The organism is Rhizobium sp. L43, from assembly GCF_002531725.1.
Taxonomy (GTDB): Bacteria; Pseudomonadota; Alphaproteobacteria; order Rhizobiales; family Rhizobiaceae; genus Rhizobium.
The window spans coordinates 17,706-33,522 of sequence record NZ_NWSQ01000029.1 but is presented as its reverse complement, the minus strand read 5'-3'; the positions used below and the strand labels follow the sequence as shown (position 1 = coordinate 33,522).

General features: G+C 63.3%; 17 protein-coding genes. 10 read left to right on the top strand and 7 right to left on the bottom strand.

Features of this window, described 5'->3' with window-relative positions:
• Positions 1-234 precede the first annotated feature (234 nt).
• Positions 235-957 (top strand): LuxR family transcriptional regulator, encoded by a 723-nt coding sequence (locus CO667_RS28010; protein WP_097621503.1) that lies wholly within the window; start codon positions 235-237, stop codon positions 955-957.
• A 45-nt stretch (positions 958-1,002) separates the two neighbouring features.
• Here the strand turns inward: CO667_RS28010 and CO667_RS28005 are convergent, their stop codons facing one another.
• A complete protein-coding gene (locus CO667_RS28005; protein WP_097621502.1) occupies positions 1,003-3,300 on the bottom strand; it encodes an EAL domain-containing protein in 2,298 nt (765 codons plus the stop codon).
• 243 nt (positions 3,301-3,543) lie between these two features.
• On the opposite strand from CO667_RS28005, the gene CO667_RS28000 reads away from it, so the two are divergent.
• The 5 genes from CO667_RS28000 to CO667_RS27980 all read left to right on the top strand — a co-directional run bounded on the left by CO667_RS28000 (position 3,544) and on the right by CO667_RS27980 (position 8,156).
• Complete coding sequence (locus CO667_RS28000) at positions 3,544-4,911, top strand: TIGR03808 family TAT-translocated repetitive protein (RefSeq protein ID WP_097621501.1); 1,368 nt, start codon at positions 3,544-3,546, stop codon at positions 4,909-4,911.
• A gap of 157 nt (positions 4,912-5,068) precedes the next feature.
• Positions 5,069-6,019, top strand: a complete 951-nt coding sequence (locus tag CO667_RS27995; RefSeq protein ID WP_097621500.1) for an MBL fold metallo-hydrolase — start codon at positions 5,069-5,071, stop codon at positions 6,017-6,019.
• Positions 6,020-6,092: 73 nt separating this feature from the next.
• On the top strand, positions 6,093-6,758 hold the full coding sequence (locus tag CO667_RS27990) for a nitroreductase (RefSeq protein ID WP_097621560.1): 666 nt from the start codon (positions 6,093-6,095) through the stop codon (positions 6,756-6,758).
• A gap of 34 nt (positions 6,759-6,792) precedes the next feature.
• Positions 6,793-7,365 (top strand): NADPH-dependent FMN reductase, encoded by a 573-nt coding sequence (locus tag CO667_RS27985; RefSeq protein ID WP_097621499.1) that lies wholly within the window; start codon positions 6,793-6,795, stop codon positions 7,363-7,365.
• A gap of 125 nt (positions 7,366-7,490) precedes the next feature.
• Positions 7,491-8,156 (top strand): glutathione S-transferase family protein, encoded by a 666-nt coding sequence (locus CO667_RS27980; protein WP_097621498.1) that lies wholly within the window; start codon positions 7,491-7,493, stop codon positions 8,154-8,156.
• 2 nt (positions 8,157-8,158) lie between these two features.
• On the opposite strand, the gene CO667_RS27975 is transcribed toward CO667_RS27980, so the two are convergent.
• Entirely contained in the window at positions 8,159-9,055 is an 897-nt protein-coding gene (locus CO667_RS27975; protein ID WP_097621497.1) for a LysR substrate-binding domain-containing protein, read from the bottom strand.
• Positions 9,056-9,164: 109 nt separating this feature from the next.
• Between CO667_RS27975 and CO667_RS27970 the strand changes: the two genes are divergently transcribed.
• On the top strand, positions 9,165-9,359 hold the full coding sequence (locus tag CO667_RS27970; RefSeq protein WP_097621496.1) for a hypothetical protein: 195 nt from the start codon (positions 9,165-9,167) through the stop codon (positions 9,357-9,359).
• Between the two features lie 37 nt (positions 9,360-9,396).
• A complete protein-coding gene (locus CO667_RS27965; RefSeq protein ID WP_097621495.1) occupies positions 9,397-9,756 on the top strand; it encodes an MmcQ/YjbR family DNA-binding protein in 360 nt (119 codons plus the stop codon).
• Here the strand turns inward: CO667_RS27965 and CO667_RS27960 are convergent.
• Together CO667_RS27960 and CO667_RS27950 are read right to left on the bottom strand one after the other, a co-directional pair.
• On the bottom strand, positions 9,741-10,361 hold the full coding sequence (locus CO667_RS27960; protein ID WP_097621494.1) for a glutathione S-transferase N-terminal domain-containing protein: 621 nt from the start codon (positions 10,359-10,361) through the stop codon (positions 9,741-9,743). The genes CO667_RS27965 and CO667_RS27960 overlap by 16 nt on opposite strands.
• A gap of 360 nt (positions 10,362-10,721) precedes the next feature.
• The gene (locus CO667_RS27950; RefSeq protein ID WP_097621493.1) at positions 10,722-11,078 is read right to left on the bottom strand and encodes a DUF4406 domain-containing protein; all 357 of its coding nucleotides are present in this window, start codon (positions 11,076-11,078) and stop codon (positions 10,722-10,724) included.
• 142 nt (positions 11,079-11,220) lie between these two features.
• Between CO667_RS27950 and CO667_RS27945 the strand changes: the two genes are divergently transcribed.
• Positions 11,221-11,976 carry a DeoR/GlpR family DNA-binding transcription regulator gene (locus CO667_RS27945; RefSeq protein ID WP_097621492.1) on the top strand — a complete coding sequence of 252 codons (756 nt, stop codon included), beginning with the start codon at positions 11,221-11,223 and terminating at the stop codon, positions 11,974-11,976.
• 75 nt (positions 11,977-12,051) lie between these two features.
• On the opposite strand, the gene CO667_RS27940 is transcribed toward CO667_RS27945, so the two are convergent.
• A complete protein-coding gene (locus CO667_RS27940) occupies positions 12,052-13,059 on the bottom strand; it encodes an asparaginase (RefSeq protein WP_097621491.1) in 1,008 nt (335 codons plus the stop codon).
• Between the two features lie 294 nt (positions 13,060-13,353).
• Positions 13,354-13,692 (bottom strand): hypothetical protein, encoded by a 339-nt coding sequence (locus CO667_RS27935; protein ID WP_097621559.1) that lies wholly within the window; start codon positions 13,690-13,692, stop codon positions 13,354-13,356.
• Between the two features lie 210 nt (positions 13,693-13,902).
• Here CO667_RS27935 and CO667_RS27930 point away from each other — a divergent pair, with 210 nt between their 5' ends.
• Positions 13,903-15,114, top strand: coding sequence for an MFS transporter (locus CO667_RS27930; protein ID WP_097621490.1), 1,212 nt, complete (start codon positions 13,903-13,905; stop codon positions 15,112-15,114).
• A gap of 28 nt (positions 15,115-15,142) precedes the next feature.
• On the opposite strand, the gene CO667_RS27925 is transcribed toward CO667_RS27930, so the two are convergent.
• Complete coding sequence (locus tag CO667_RS27925; RefSeq protein WP_179874233.1) at positions 15,143-15,775, bottom strand: MarR family transcriptional regulator; 633 nt, start codon at positions 15,773-15,775, stop codon at positions 15,143-15,145.
• Positions 15,776-15,817: the final 42 nt, after the last annotated feature.

The following is a 15,817-nucleotide window of genomic DNA, read 5'->3' as shown; positions in this document are numbered from 1 at the left end:
CGTGGGCCCAGCATTTGTGCGCCTTTCTTCGCCAATGAAATCGGACGATATATTTACCAGTTGTTAATCTAATCTCCCGCACGATGGCGCTCGCGGCAGGCCTTGCAATTGTGTGCCTCAAGTGCAAGTTGGAGCGCCGGATATAGCTGTGGAATCTACTTCGATACTACGGGATCCGAGCTATTCAGCTGCCGCACGCCAAGCGCTCCAGCTTGACCCTTGATCGGAGAAAACATGAAGCTCGAGGCCGAATTCAGCCGTATTGAGGAAGTCGCGGCCGGCTTCAACACGCATTACGAAGTGTTCAAATATATGAAGGGTCTCACGCAGGACCTTGGCATGAATGCTTTCCTGATCATGACGCTGCCGACCGTCGACAATGTCGAAATCGGCGCAACCAAAATCATCACCAATTGGCCGGCGGAAATGGTGGATTACTATGACGCCCATAACCTGCTGATCGACAGCCCGGTCATCCGCCGGATGCTGAGATCGACCAGCCCGTTCAATTATGATGTCGACGCGATCAATACCGATCGCGGCGGAGGCAAGAAGTCGACGGTCATTGAACTGTTTCATCGATACGGCATGGAAAAAGGCGCCTATTTTCCAGTCCACGATGCTGCGGGCGGACGCGGCGCCATGTCAATTTCAGGGCCGCGGAATTTCAGCATGATCGAAATGGCGAAGCTCCTGTTTATCGCCACACTCATCTATGACCGGCTTTCACAGCTGACATTGAACGAGAAACACAGGCCCATCGAGTTTACGCCAAGCGAACTGGACTGCCTGAGATTGACCGCCGGCGGCAGGAAAGGCAATGAAATTGCCAAGCTTCTCGACCTCACGGAAAATGCGGTCAACAATCACATCGGCAGCGCGATCAAGAAACTGGGATGCACGACAAGAACGCAGGCCGTCGTCAGCGCTCTGCGGCTCAATATCATTCGCGTTTAGCGATCGGGCGAGTTTAGCGATCGGGGCAGACTGCCAAAATGAGGGTCAGAGCCCCCGCCCCCGCAGCAATGCCGGGATTTCCTCCGGGGAGACCGGCTTGGAGAAGCGGTAGCCTTGCGCCTCCTCGCAGCGCGCGTGACGCAGGAAATCCATCTGGGCGTCGGTTTCGACACCTTCGGCCAGCACCGAAAGCTTCAGCGTCTGGGCCAGCGAAATAACGGCCGAGGCGATGGCGACGGCGGTTTTGTCGCCGGGCAGCGCCTCGACCAGCGAACGGTCCATCTTCAGGCGGTCGAAGGGGAAGGTCTTCAGCGCCGCCAGGCTGGAATAGCCGGAGCCGAAATCGTCGATCGACAGGCGCACGCCGAGCGCCCGCAGCGATTCCATCATCGCAAGCGCCCGTTCGGCATCCTGCATCACCACGCTTTCGGTGACCTCAAGCTCCAGCCAGCGCGCCTGCAGGCGGTGGCGCTCCAGCGCCTCGGCGACGTGGGTGGCGAAATCCGGATCGGCAAACTGCTTGGCGGAGACGTTGACGGCGATGGTCAGCGGCGTCAGTCCCATATCCTGCCACTGGCGCGCCTGGCGGCAGGCCTCGTTCAGCACCCAGAGACCGAGGGGAACGATGAGGCCGGTCTCTTCGGCAAGCGGGATGAAATTGACCGGCGGCACCCTGCCCTTGGCCGGATGGTTCCAGCGCACCAGTGCCTCGATGCCGGTGATGCGGCCGGTGGCGACATCGACCTGCGGTTGGTATTGCAGGAACAGCTGGTGACCGGTGATCGCCAGATGCAGTTCCTCCTGCTCGCCGAGCGGCATGCCCACAGGCGCGCCGCCGCCATCGTAGTGCTGCAAGGTGTTGCGGCCGAGCTCCTTGGCGCGGTACATGGCGCGGTCGGCATTGGCGAGAAGCTCTTCCGAGGTGGCGCCATCGAAGGGAAAGGCGGCAACGCCGATGCTCGAAGTGACGATGATCTCGCCGTCGGCGCCGCGCACCGGCCGGTTGATCGCCTTCTGCAGCTCGCGAAGTCGGCGCGTGATGCCGGCATCATGGCTCGACTGGTGGACGAGCACCACCAGGAATTCGTCGCCGCCGAGACGCACCACCATATCGGACGCCCTGACGCTATTGGCCATGCGGGTGGCGATCTCCTTCAGCACCTCGTCGCCGGCAGCGTGGCCGCGGCCATCGTTGATGTCCTTGAAATTGTCGAGATCGATATAGGCGACGGTCACCTTGCGGTTGTTGCGCCGGGCCTGGTCAAGGATATTCGCCAGCCGTTCCTTCAGGAAGGCGCGGTTCGGCAGGCCGGTGAGATCGTCATGATGGGCCATGAAATGGATGCGGTCATCGACCCGCTTGCGCTCGATGGCAATGCCGGCGATGTGGGTGGCGAGCGCCACCAGCTTCATCTCATGCTCGGTGGGACGGCGGACCTCCCTGGAATAGAGCGCGAAGGTGCCGAGCACGTTGTTCTGCGCGGTGGCGATCGGCGTCGACCAGCAGGAGCGGAAGCCGAACGGGGCAACCAGCGCGCGGAAATCCTCCCAGAGCGGATCGCTCATGATGTCTTCGACAACAACCGTCTGGCCGCGCCAGGCGGCGGTGCCGCAGGAGCCGACCTTGGGACCGATGGTGACGCCATCGATGAGGCGGCTGTAGCCGCCGGGTAGGTTGGGCGCCGCGCCGTGGTAAAGCCTGGTGCCCTCGCCGTCGAGCAGCAGCACCGAGCCGTCGATATCGGTCAGCTGCGCCTCGATCATCAGCACCAGCGCCTCGAGGATCATCGGCAACGGCTCGTTGCGGGCGATCATTTCGAGCAGTTTCGCCTGGCCGCGATGAAGGTCCTCCTGAAGCTTGCGCTCGGTGATATCGCGGGACACGCCGATCAGGCCGATGATCTCGCCGCGATCGTTGCGCAGCGGTATCTTCGAGGTCAACCGGCAAATCGGTTTTCTGCTGCCGGGAACGACGTATGATTCCTCCATGTCGATGCGGGCTTCGCCCGTCGCCATGATCTGCTGCTCGATATCGAAATGACGCCGCGCCGTCTCGAAATCGAACAGGTCGAAATCGCGCTTGCCGGTGATCAGCGCCGCACTCTCCACGCCAAGGCTGCTGGCGGTGACGGCATTGGCGAAGACGAAGCGGCTGTCGCGATCCTTGACGTAGAGAAAATCCGGAAGTTCATGGACGATTTCCTTGAGGCGCAGGTTCTCGATGCCGTCGGAGAGGTGATGGGCGGTCGAGGCCATCATCGCCTCCGTCGCGGCAACGATGCGCCGCGTCTCGGCCGACAGGGCATCGGCCGATTCCCATCGCCTGGCACTCGGTTCGTACATGACGCCATTCTCCCCGGCGGCCGAAGGCCGTACCCGCATAGCCCCTAAAATTCCCTTCAAAGTAGTCCTCATTCCCTTCGGCTTGCTTAAATGAAAGGGTGAACAAGAGGACAATATCGGCGGCGATATCCTGCCGTCGGCGGCAGCGGCAATTCGGCCGGCCTGTGCCCAGCCTGCACCAAAAGAAGACAGGCCATCTGGCACATTTCCTGCTACGGGCGCGTCATGACACGTGATCCCCGGATGCCTTCACGCCGCGACATGCTTTTCTTTCTCGCCGCCTCGGCCGTTGCAGGCGGGACGTCGCGCGCATTTGCCTCGCCGCTGACTGCTGTCGCCGAGCCCGATCTGCGCGGTGCGATCGACGCGGTGGAATATCGCGCCATTCCCGAAAGCGGCGACCGCAAGACCCGCAACCTGCAGCAGATGATCGAACAGGCGGCGCGCGAAAACGTGCCGGTCTTCCTGCCGCCCGGCACTTACAAGGTCTCCAATCTCACTCTGCCCGACAATACCCGCATCACGGGCGTGCCCGGCGCCTCGCGGATCGTCTATACCGGCGAAGGTCATCTGTTTTCCGCCGAGAACGTGCGCCGCATCGAGCTTTCCAATCTGGTCATCGACGGCGGCAACCGCTGGCTTGGCGATTATGCCGGCGGGCTCGTCCAATTCACCGGCGTCGACGAGGTGCTGATCGACAATTGCGAGATCGGCGGCAGCCGCAAACACGGCTTGCAGCTGGAGCGCTGCGGCGGGCGGGTCGAGCGCAGCCGTATTTCGGGTGCTGCCCAATCCGGGCTTTATGCCGTCGATTCATCCAATCTCTCGGTCACGGGCAATACGATCGCCGATTGCGGCAATGGCGGCATCCTGGTGCATCGCTGGAAAAAGGCGGAGGACGGCACCGTGGTCTCCGGCAACCGCATATCCAACATCCGCGCCAATGACGGCGGCACCGGCCAGAACGGCAACGGCATCAACATCTTCCGCGCCGACGGCGTGATGGTGGTGAATAACCACATCTCCGACTGCGCCTTCACGGCGATCCGCGCCAATTCGGCCTCGGACATTCAGATCAGCAGCAATCAGTGCCGGCGCTCCGGCGAGACGGCGATCTATGTCGAATTCGCCTTCGAGGGCGCGGTGGTTTCCGCCAACATGATCGACGGGGCGGCGAACGGCATCTCGATCGCCAATTTCGACGAAGGCGGCAGGCTTGCAAGCGTCACCGGCAATGTCGTGCGCAATCTGACGCTGAAGGGTCCTTACCAGCACGAGGTCGGCTTCGGCATCGGCATTGCGGCGGAGGCCGATACGCTGATTTCGGGCAATGTGATCGAGGGCGCACCGCGCTGGGGAATGCAGATCGGCTGGGGTCCTTATCTCAGAAACGTCGTTGTGACAGGCAATGTGGTGCGCAAGGCGCCGGTGGGATGCGCCGTCTCGGTCGCCGGCGGCGCCGGCACCGCCGTCATCACCGACAACATCTTTCAGGAAACCACAGAAGGGGCGGTTTTAGGCTTTGCGTGGGAGAAGAAGGTGTCGGGCGAAATGGCCGGCGGCGCCGCCCCCTATGCGCAACTGACCGTCGAGCGAAACCGCGTCTCCTGACGAGAGCATTTGCGTCGCCGAGCCATAGACATTCTCTATCTCTTTGTTTTCATGTCATTTCCGTGACAGCGACTGCCTTAGGGCAATAGCCTGATATACGTTTGACGTACGCCTCCTAGACCTGGGTGTGATTCCGCCTCCATCGCGAATGGAGATAATGAACCACATCGAAACGGACAGTCAGGAGGAGACGAATATGGACAATATCGCACGCCCCGGTAGCCCGAAACCCGACGAACTGGTTCCGTCGCGCTACTCGTTGCAGATCGGCGACATCGACGTCATGGTGGTCAGCGATGGAGTGCTGACGCTGCCCGGCGCGATGCTGGGCCACAACGCCGACCCGGCCCTGCGGTCGGCCTGGCTGGACTATAATTTCCTGCCGACGGAGACGCTCGATTGGGGGCTGAACGTGGTCGTGGTGCGCAGTGGCGGCCGAACCATTCTCCTCGATGCCGGGCTGGGCTCGGACCCGAACTTGAACTTGCCGCGGGCCGGGCAACTGGCCCATCGACTTCAGGCCGCCGGCATCGATCTTGCGTCCGTGACCGACGTGGTGCTGACCCACATGCACATGGACCATATCGGCATGCTGCTTGTCGACGGGGTGAAGGAGCAGTTGCGTTCGGACCTCAGGATCCACGTGGCGGCGGCCGAGGTCAAATTCTGGACGGCGCCCGATTTCTCCCATGTCTCCATGCCGCCGGGGTTCCCGGACGCGCTTCGGCGGGCGGCCAAGCGGTTCGCGGAAGAGTACGGCAGCCATCTGCAGACGTTCGAGGAGGAGTACACGGTGGCGCCGGGCGTCGTCGTCACCCGCACCGGCGGCCACACCCCCGGGCACAGCGTGATCCGCCTGGCATCCGGCAGCGACCGGCTGATGTTTGCCGGCGATGCTGTGTTCGCGGTCGGGTTCGAGCATCCCGACTGGTTCAACGGCTTCGAACACGACCCGCAAGAGGCAGCCCGCGTCCGCGTCCGCCTTCTGCGGGAGCTGGCGGCAACCGGCGAGCTGCTGGTGGCCACTCACCTGCCCTTCCCATCCATCGGCCATGTGGCGATCGAAGGCGACGCCTTTCGTTGGGTACCGATCTTCTGGGACTACTGACCGCTTGTCGGTCGGGGCCGAACTGGACGACCGCAGGGTGTTTGAACAAACGAAGGCCGGCAAGGAGGCGATCATGGATGTATATGAGGCAGTCAGAAGTCGACGGTCGGTGCGCGGGTTCAAAGACAAGCCGGTGGCGCGGGAGGTGTTGGAGCGTGTGCTGTCGGCCGCCGCCTGGTCGCCGTCGGGATCGAACATCCAGCCCTGGAACACCTACGTGATGACCGGCGCACCGCTGGCCGAACTCAAGACGTCAGCCGTCGAGCGTGTGGCCCACGGCGACGCCTGGGACAAGCGGCAGTACGAGATGTACCCGTCCGCGCTGAAGCCCCCCTATGGGGAACGCCGATCCGCCTTCGGCAAGGAGCGCTACAGCGCGCTCGGCATTGCCCGCGAGGACTGGGAGGCGCGCCAGCGGGCGGCCATCGCCAACTGGAACTGCTTCGGCGCACCCGCCGCCCTGTTCTGCTACATCGACCGCGAGCTCGGCCTGCCCCAATGGGCCGACGTCGGCATGTATCTGCAGACCGTCATGCTGCTGCTGCGCGCCGAAGGACTGCACAGCTGCCCGCAAATGGCGTGGTCGCAGGTTCGCGAGACGGTGGCGGAGGCCCTGTCACCCCCGGACGGGCTCATCCTCTTCTGCGGCATGTCGATCGGCTACGAGGACCCGACGGTCAGTTACGCCCGGACCGGCCGTGCCCCGCTTACCGAGACGGTGACGTTCCTCGGTGAATAGTGACGCGCGATCAAAGGACAAGAGGGAGAAGGCCATGACCACGCATAAAGTCGGTTATCTCATCGGCAGCCTCGCCAAGGGCTCGATCAATCGCAAGCTTGCCAAGGCGCTGGTGCGGTTCGCCCCGCCGGAACTTGACATGTCGGAGATCTCCTTCAAGGACCTGCCGCTCTACAGCTACGACTATGATGCCGACTACCCGCCGGCCGGCAAGGCATTCAAGGCGGCAATCGCGGCCGTCGACGCCGTGCTGTTCGTCACGCCCGAATACAACAGATCCATTCCCGGCGGGCTGAAAAACGCCATCGACTGGGCGAGCCGCCCCTATGGCACCAACTCGTTCACACGCAAGCCGTCCGCGGTGATCGGCACGTCGCCGGGCGCGATCGGCACCGCCGTCGCCCAGCAGAATTTGCGCAGCGTGCTGAGTTTCTGCAACTCTCCCCAAATGAATGCCCCGGAAGCCTATATCCAGTTCACACCGGGGCTGATCACCGATGACGGCGAGGTCACGAACGAGGCCACCGCCAAGTTCCTTCGCACGTTCATGCAGGACTTCCATGTCTTCATCGCAAGGGTTCGCTCTGTGCTGCCCAGAGATGCCTAGAGGGCGTCCGCGTTTGCTGGAATTGCTTGCTATCAAAAGCTTTCATCGTCCCATCAGCGCCACGGACTTTTCCGAGGCCGATCCGGCATTTACCCTCCCTCGCACAACATCGCGGGGAAACGTTCATGCTGACAATCTACGGGGTCTATCGATCGCGCGCCTCACGCGTCTACTGGATGGCGGAGGAGCTTGGGCTCGAATTTCAATCGGTGCCGGTGCTGCAGGCCAGGCGGCTCGCAGATCCGCTGGCGCCCGAGGCGCCGCTCAACACGCACTCGCCTGAATTCATCGCCGTCAACCCGATGGCGCAAATCCCCAGCATTCGGGATGGCGACCTCGTCATGCACGAGTCCCTGGCGATCAATCTTTACCTCGCGCGTAGACATGGCGGGCCGCTTTCCGGCCAAACCGTCGAAGAAGACGGATTACTGACGATGTGGACGGTCTGGGCGGCGGCGGCGATCGAGCCGCAGACGGTGAAGATCGTGCTGACCTATGACAACGGGCTGGAAAACAGCGACGGCGGCCAGGAGACGATCGCCGTTGCCTGCCGGTCGCTGCGCCGGCCGCTGGCGGTTCTCGAAGGCCATCTGGCCGGCCGGCAATGGATCGTCGGCGACCGCTTCACCGTTGCCGATCTCAACCTCGCCGAGGTGCTGCGCTACGCCCAGAGCGAAGAGGCGCTGTTCGATGCGCATCCCCATGTCAAGGCCTGGATCGAGCGCTGCCAGTCCCGTCCGGCCTACAAAGCGATGCAGGCGACGCGCAGCAAGGAGCCGATCGAGGTCTGAAATCACCGGAAAAGCGCGACGGTGCCGGCCATTTCCTCGCGGATCCAGGCCTTGAAATCCCTAACTTTCTTCGGTTCTCGAATGCCTTCGGCGGTGACGAAGTAGTGGCCGAAGCCGGTTCGGGCGCGAATGCCGAAGGGGGCGACCAGCCGGCCTTCGGCGAGCGCAAAGCCGGAAAGGGTCTGCCAGGCAAGCATGACGCCCTGGCCGGCGATCGCCGCATCGAGGCAGAGCGAGGCATCGTTGAAGACGTGGCGCGTTGAAAGCGTCGCGCCTGACAGTCCGGCCGCGCGCATCCAGACCTCCCAGGTGAACATGGCATGGCCATCGATGATGGCAGGCAGGGTGAGAATATCGGCGGGCTCTTTCAATTTCGCCGCCATCTCAGGCGAACAGACGGGAAAGACCTCCTGTTCCAGCAGCAATTCGGCCTTCACGTCAGGCCATTTACCGGTGCCGACGCGGATGCCGATATCGACATCGCAAAGCGCCGGACTGACGAGATTGGTCGTTGCATCCAGCCGCAGCTTGATGTCGGGATGACGCTCGGCGAAGCGATCGAGCCGGCAGACCAGCCAGCGGGCGGCGAAGACCGGCGCCACCGAGATGGTCAGGATCGTATCGTCCTTGCGGCTTGCGATCGATACCGCCGCCGAAAGCCGGGCGAACCCCTCGTCGAGCGCCAAGAGCACCGGCCGGCCGGCTTCGGTGGCGATCATGCCCTTTGCGGTGCGCTCGAAGATCACCTGGCCGAGCTGGGCTTCGGCCTTGATAACCTGCTGGCTGACGGCGCCGACCGAGACGCCGAGCTCATCGGCGGCGGCTTGAAGCGAGCCGAGACGACCGACGGCTTCGAGCGCCCGCAGGCCGTTGAGATGCACCATGTTCAAGTTCTTCATATAGTTTTTCTATAGCAGCGCCGCATTAATCTCAATTGAAAATCCGCCTGACAGAGGCGACATTGCAGCATGCGGTTGTGATCCCTCACCGCTGAAAGCGAGGCATGCCATGTCGTTGCTGAAGTTTTTCTTGAGACCTGCCCTTCACCTTGGCAGCACAGAAATTGCCCCGACCTGGAAGGACGACCCGCTTCGGCATCCCGAGGTCGAGCGCATGTCGATGCGGGAGATCGCCGATCTGCCGCTCGGGATGCCGGCCAGCCCTGCCACGGAGGCCAAGCCGACGCTGGCGAAATGCGCGTGAAGATGTGCTAGGTTTCGCCCTGACGGAAAGGGCTGACATGGCCGACAATGTCGATGCGATCTTCGAGCGCCTGAAGCGGCTGGCGGCGGAAGCCGGCCTGCTCGATGTCGAGGAGAGCACCTCCTACGGCAATCCGGCGCTGAAGGTCGGCGGCAAGAGTTTTGTGGCGGTGAAGAACGCCGAAACGATCGTGATCTCGATTTCGCTCGACGACAAGGATCACCTGCTGGAGATGGCGCCCGACATCTACTTCCAGACCGACCATTATGTCGGCTGGCCGCATCTGCCGGTGCGCGCCGCCGTGATCGGCGACGAGGAATTGCGGCTGCGGCTGATCGGCGCCTGGCTGTTCCGGGCGCCGAAGAAGCTGGCCACCCGCTATCAGCCCCGATCATAGGCCAGTGCCCGCTGGACGGCAGGGCGCTGCAGCATGCGGGCGTGATGGTCGCTCGCCTTTTCGAAGCGGGTGGGATCGACGCCGTCGGACGGCAGCCAGTCGGTCATGACGAAGAGATAGGGGTCGGCGAGCGAATAGGCTTCGCCCATCACCCAGGGGCCTTCGAACATCGTTTGCTCGATCAGCGTGAAGCAATCGGCCATATTCTCAGGCACCTTGGCCTTCATCGCCTCGATGGCGGCCGGATCGTCGGCCCAGCGCGAGCCGCGCGGGCGATGGGCATGGTTCACATGCGCGGTCGAGCAGATATAGCTGTTGAAGGCCTGCAGCCGCGCCATTTCGAAGGCATCGCCCAGCGGCGCGAGTTTGGTGGCCGGGGCGCTTGCCGCGATGAAGCCGAGGATCGCCGGCGTTTCCGTCAGCACGCCGCGGTCGGTGACCAGCGCCGGCACACGGCCCTTCGGGTTGATCTTCAGATAGTCCGGCAGGCGCTGCTCGCCATCGCGGAGGCTGATCTTCCTGGTTTCGAAGGCCAGGCCGGATTCTTCCAGGGCAATAAGGCTTGCGAGCGCGCAGGTTCCCGGCGCGTAATATAGTGTCAGCATGATTGTCGACTCCCTTTCGGCAAGGGTTATAGCGCGGCGGTCGGTGCGCCGGAACTGGGGGATGGAGTTTTGATCTTCCATCGGGACAAGCGTAGGTGCGTCAGGCGCGAGGGCGTGATCGGTGTGCCGCGCCGCGCCCCTCATCCGGCTGCCGCCACCTTCTCCCCGCTCGCGGGGCGAAGGGGATAGCCGCAACCTCTCGGTTCCTCACTCACCTCTCGCAAGGCACGTCCCCTCGCCCCGTTTTACGGGGAGAGGGTTAGGGTGAGGGGCAGATCTTGCACTTCAACTCGCCTTGTCAGCCAACGCAGCCGGATACGATAGGTCCCCTTCTCCCTCCGGAGAGAAAAACACGCACCCTCACCCGCAGCCCGGCACGTCTTCCAACCGATGCCAGACCGGGATGCCGCGTTCCCGGGCGATGCGGACGTCATTATCCGCCCCCTTGGAATCGCCGGGCAGGCGCAGCACGCCTTCGCAGAGTTGCAGCAGCCGGCCGGCGACCGGGTGGAAGATTTCTTCGTAGAGCGCATCGCCGACCGACCGGCCACCGGCAGCGTGCCAGATCGGCAGGGCCACCCATTCGCCGATCATCGGCACGTGGCCGGCCGCAAACAGCCGGTGCGACGGCGCCTCCAGCCGCTTCAGGTTGGCGGCCATCTTTTCCGGGTCGTCGCCCGTTCCCGACCTGTAAGGGCCGGCAATCAAAATCAACATGATCCACTCCTTCGCTCCGCTTATGCGTGAGCACTCTCCCGGCCTCATGCACGGGATAGCGTGAAAATGCACGATATTTCTTGAATGTCGAGTCACTTCGTGCAATATCATGCCATATCGTTCATTTTCGTGCGGAGAGACGATGCTGACGACGCAACGCAAGGCCCTGATCCTCGATATCCTGCGCCGTGACGGCCAGGTGGTCGCCAAGCGCGTCGCCGAGGATTTTTCGCTTTCGGAAGACACGATCAGGCGGGACCTCCGGGAAATGGCGGCCGAGGGTCTGTTGAAACGGGTGCATGGCGGGGCGATGCCGCTTTCGCCCGATCTGCCGGATTTTTCCGCGCGGCGCAGCGTTTCGTCGCAGATCAAGGCGCGGCTCGGCGCAGCGGCGGCGGCGATGGTCCGGCCGGGCCAGATGATCTTCCTCGACGGCGGCACGACGACGGCGGAGATCGCCAGGCACTTGCCGCGCGACATGCCGCTGACGGTTGCGACCCACAGCCCGACGATTGCCGCCGAACTGGAGCACCATCCGACAGCCGAAGTGATCCTGGCCGGCGGGCGGCTCTACAAACATTCGATGGTGGCGACGGGCGCGGCGGCGATGGCGGCGATCTCGCAGCTCCGCCCCGACCTGTTCTTCCTCGGCGTCACCGCCGCCCATCCGGTGCACGGGCTTTCCACCGGCGATTTCGAGGAGGCGGCAATCAAGCGCCATATCGCCCGCTGCGCGGCCGAAACGCATGTGCTGCTGACGGAGGAGAAGTTCGACCTCGTCTCGCCCTGCCCGGTGCTCGGCGTTTCCGAGGTGGCGGGGCTGATCGTGCCCATGGAGATGACGGCCGAGCGGCTGAAACCCTATCGCGATCTCAACGGCACGATCGCCACAGCCTGATGGCGCTGCGAGCTGCCCTGCCCTTGCGGCATCCGGGAACCATGCTCAGGTCGCCGGCAAATATGCGCACCGCGCTTAGGCGGTCAGGGCGGAGGTGACCCTGATATCGCCGACATGGATGCCGTTCCAATTGCGCATCGACGTGGCGGCATGGGCCATCAGGGCGGCATGCACCTCGCCCTCCGTCTCGAAGAAACGGGCGAGTGTTGCCGCCACCATGACTTCGGCGGCGCGGGTCGTGCCGTCCTCGCATTTCAGCGCGATGGCGATGCCCTTCTCCGGGATCGCGGCGCAGAAGACGCCCTCGGCGCCTGTTTTGACGAAGATGCGGCCGGGAGCGATCTGCATCAGCGTGGTGCAGGCGCGACCGGTGCCGGCGACATAGAAGGGCTCGGCCATGCAGGACTCGATCAGCCGGCGGGATGCCTTGGCGCGCAAGGGCTCCAGGCCGCTTCCGGTCGCCATTTTGGCAAAACCGTGGGCAAGGCTTCTGAGCGGCACGGCGTAGGTCGGAATCGAGCAGCCGTCGGTGCCGCAGCTCGCGGCGCCGAGCACGGCGCCGGTCAGGCTTTCCATCGCCGCGCGGATTTCGACCTGCAGCGGATGATGGTAGCCGACATAGCCATTCGGATCGAGATCCTGATGGCAGCAGGCGCAGATGAAGCCCGCATGTTTTCCCGAGCAGTTGTTGTGCAGCGCGGTCGGCGCCTCGAGCGTGCGGGCCTGATGGATCAGGACCTTCTGGCTCATCGACCAATGGGCGCCGCATTCCAGCGTTTCGCCATTCCGGCCGGCACGTGCGAGCATGGAGGCGGCAAGCGCCACATGCTCGTCCTCGCCATTATGCGAGGCGCAGGCGAGCGCCAATTCCTTGTCGCCGAAACCATAGGCGTCGGCCGCCCCGCTCTCGACCAGCGGCAGCGCCTGCATCGCCTTGCAGGACGAACGCGGGAAGACGGCGGCGTCGATATCGCCGAGCGAGAAGACAAGCTTGCCATCGCCATCGACGACAGCCACCGCGCCGCGATGGCGACTTTCGACGAGCAGGCCACGGGTGACTTCGACGGTGACGGGATTGGTCATGAGTTCTCATCCGGATGCTGGCGGGATGGGCAGGCATAACGCGTCACGCGGCGAAAGCCAACGGGGGTTGACGTGGCGCGAGGGGAAGCGATGGCGATTGCCATCAGGATGGCGGAGGTTCCCGGCTGATGGAGTGGCCGACGCGACGGCGGCGAGTTTGGCGAAAACATCACCCCAACCTCCGTCGTCCTCGGCCTTGAGCCGAGGACCCATGCCCGCTGCTGGTGGATGCCAGCGTGGGTCCTCGGGTCAAGCCCGAGGAAGACGGAGGGTGGGGTGAGCGCCTGCGCTTTTCTATTCTCTTTCGACAACGATTTTCCGCAAGGTACCGCCACTGTCAGCAACCTGGACTTCGATAGCTTTGCTCTTATTTTCGGGTTTCGCCTTGCCGCAAATTGCAATCGCAGCCCTCATGAGGCCTCTGTCAGTCATGCGTTCTCTGTCAGTCGGTATAACTGGCTTAAAGGTATCTGTGGCTTGTCTCGCCGATTCCCAGGTCATCTGGAAACCACATCCCCTCATCACAAGATCCCGAAAGAAGTGTTGAATGAGCGGCCGCCCGTCAGGGGCAACGCTACTGCAACCGGCAACGGCGAAAGAAAGCGCAACAGCGCCAACAAAATGGAATTTCATCATCCCCATCCAATTGATCAACCCCGGCGAGCACTAAGGGCGGAGGATTGGCAGAGTCAACCGGCTATGGCCACGCGTTGGCGGCGGGAGCCGTCGGACACCGATCACAGAGCCCGACCAAACATCACATAAATTGACCGAAGCGATCGAAAACTATCGTTTCTCTGATGGGTCCGATGCAGCTAAGAGTGGTGCATCAGGAACCATCCTATGTCATCCACTTTCTCATTGATCCTTGGCGACAACAGGATCCGCATTCCGGCCGTGACCCTCGTCGCGCTCGCCTTCACCTATGCCTCGACCGCGCCCTATCAGTCGATCATCGGGATCAACGAACTCGGCCTCGGCAATGGCACCTATTCGGCGCTGATCTTCTTCTCCGCGATCGTCAACGTCACGACGAGCCTGACGCTCGGCATCTGGTCGGACAGGCTGAAAGAGCGGCGGCCGCTGGTGCTGGGGCTTTCGGTCGCCGGCATGCTCGGCTTCGGGTCGATCGCGATCATCCACAGCCCCGCCATGTTCATTTTCTCCACGCTTCTGCTGGTGCCGATGAGCAATTCCACCTATTCGCTGCTGTTTGCCAGCCTGCGCGCCAGGACCAACCAGATAGACCGCGGCCGGGCGGCGGCGGTCACGGCAACGGTGCGGGCGCTGTTTTCCGGCTCATGGGCGCTGGCGCCCGGGCTGATCGGCCTCTATCTCGTCAATTCGCCGTCGATGACGCCGGCCTATGGGATCGCGGCCTTCGCAAGCCTCACCTGTTTCTGCCTGTATTTCTTCTTCGCGCCCGGAAACGGCACCGCCCCCCCGGCCGCCGATCAACCCGGGTTCTTTGCGTCGCTGAAACGGATCTTCATGCCCTATGTGCTGGTGCGCGTCATCGTCATGGCGCTGCTCTTCGGGCTGCAGCGGCTGAACAGCATGCTCCTGCCGCTGATCATCACTCATGCGGCTGGTGGAAGGGTGGTCGATGTCGGCTTCATCGCCGGGCTGACGGCCCTTCTCGAAATGCCGTTCATGATGATCTGGGGCATGGCGCAACGGCGCTTCCGCACCGTGCATGTGCTCGCCTTCGGCGCACTGATCTATTGCGCCTATCTGCTGCTGCTCGGATTTGCGTCCGCGCCCTGGCATATCTATGCGCTGCTCCTCCTCAATGCCTGTGGCGCCGCGGCGATCCTTAGCGTGCCGATCACCTATCTGCAGGACCTGATTGCCGACCGGCCGGGGCTCGGAACCTCGCTGCTCTCGCTCAACACTTTCATCGGGACCGGCATCAGCGCCGGGCTCTTCGCCTTCGGCACCGCGATCACCGATTATTCCGGAACCGCCTTCGTCGGCGCCGCCGCGGGTCTCGCATCGATCGGCGTGCTGCTCTATCTCGAAAGCAACAGGCGGCAGGCGCGCCAGCCGGCGTGAAACGCGTCGGGCTTCTGATCGCTGCGCCTCAATGCGGCGTGACGCAGTAGGCGCAGCGGCGGGCGCCGGCGAGAATATGTTCGCTGCGCTCGACGTCGGCGCCGAGGACGGCGCGGAAGGTTTCGAGTTCGGAGCGGCAGAAGCCAGCGCAGGCGGCGGCGGCCGCGCAGATGGGGCAGTGGTTTTCGACCAGCATGAACGACCCGTCCGCCTGCCGCCAGCTGTCGGCCATATACCCTTCGCGGGTGCGGATGGCGGCGAGGCCCTCGACACGCGAGGCGAGGTCGCCCGCACTCTCCAGTTCCTGCCGGTAGCGCTGCAGCGTCTCGGCCTCACGGGCTGAGATGACGGCGTCGAGCGCTGCCGGGCCGAGTTGTTCGACCAGCGTGCCGAGCAGATTTGCCGTCAGTTCGGCATGGCCATCGGGAAAGCGGCGGTTGCCGGCGGCGGTGAGATGCCAGAGCTGGCGCGGCCGTCCCCTGCCGGCAGCGGCAACGGTCACCGGTTCCACCAGCCCCTCCTCCGCCATCCTGGCGAGCTGCTGGCGGGCAGCCTCGCCCGAAATGCCGAGCGCATCGCCGATGGCGGCGGCAAGCTGGGGGCCGTCGGTCTTTATCAGGATCAGAATCCGGTTGGCGGGGGATTGGCGCATATTTTCCAAGTCAAGTCTTGTTTTAATGGAGGCGGCATGTAATTTTCCAAT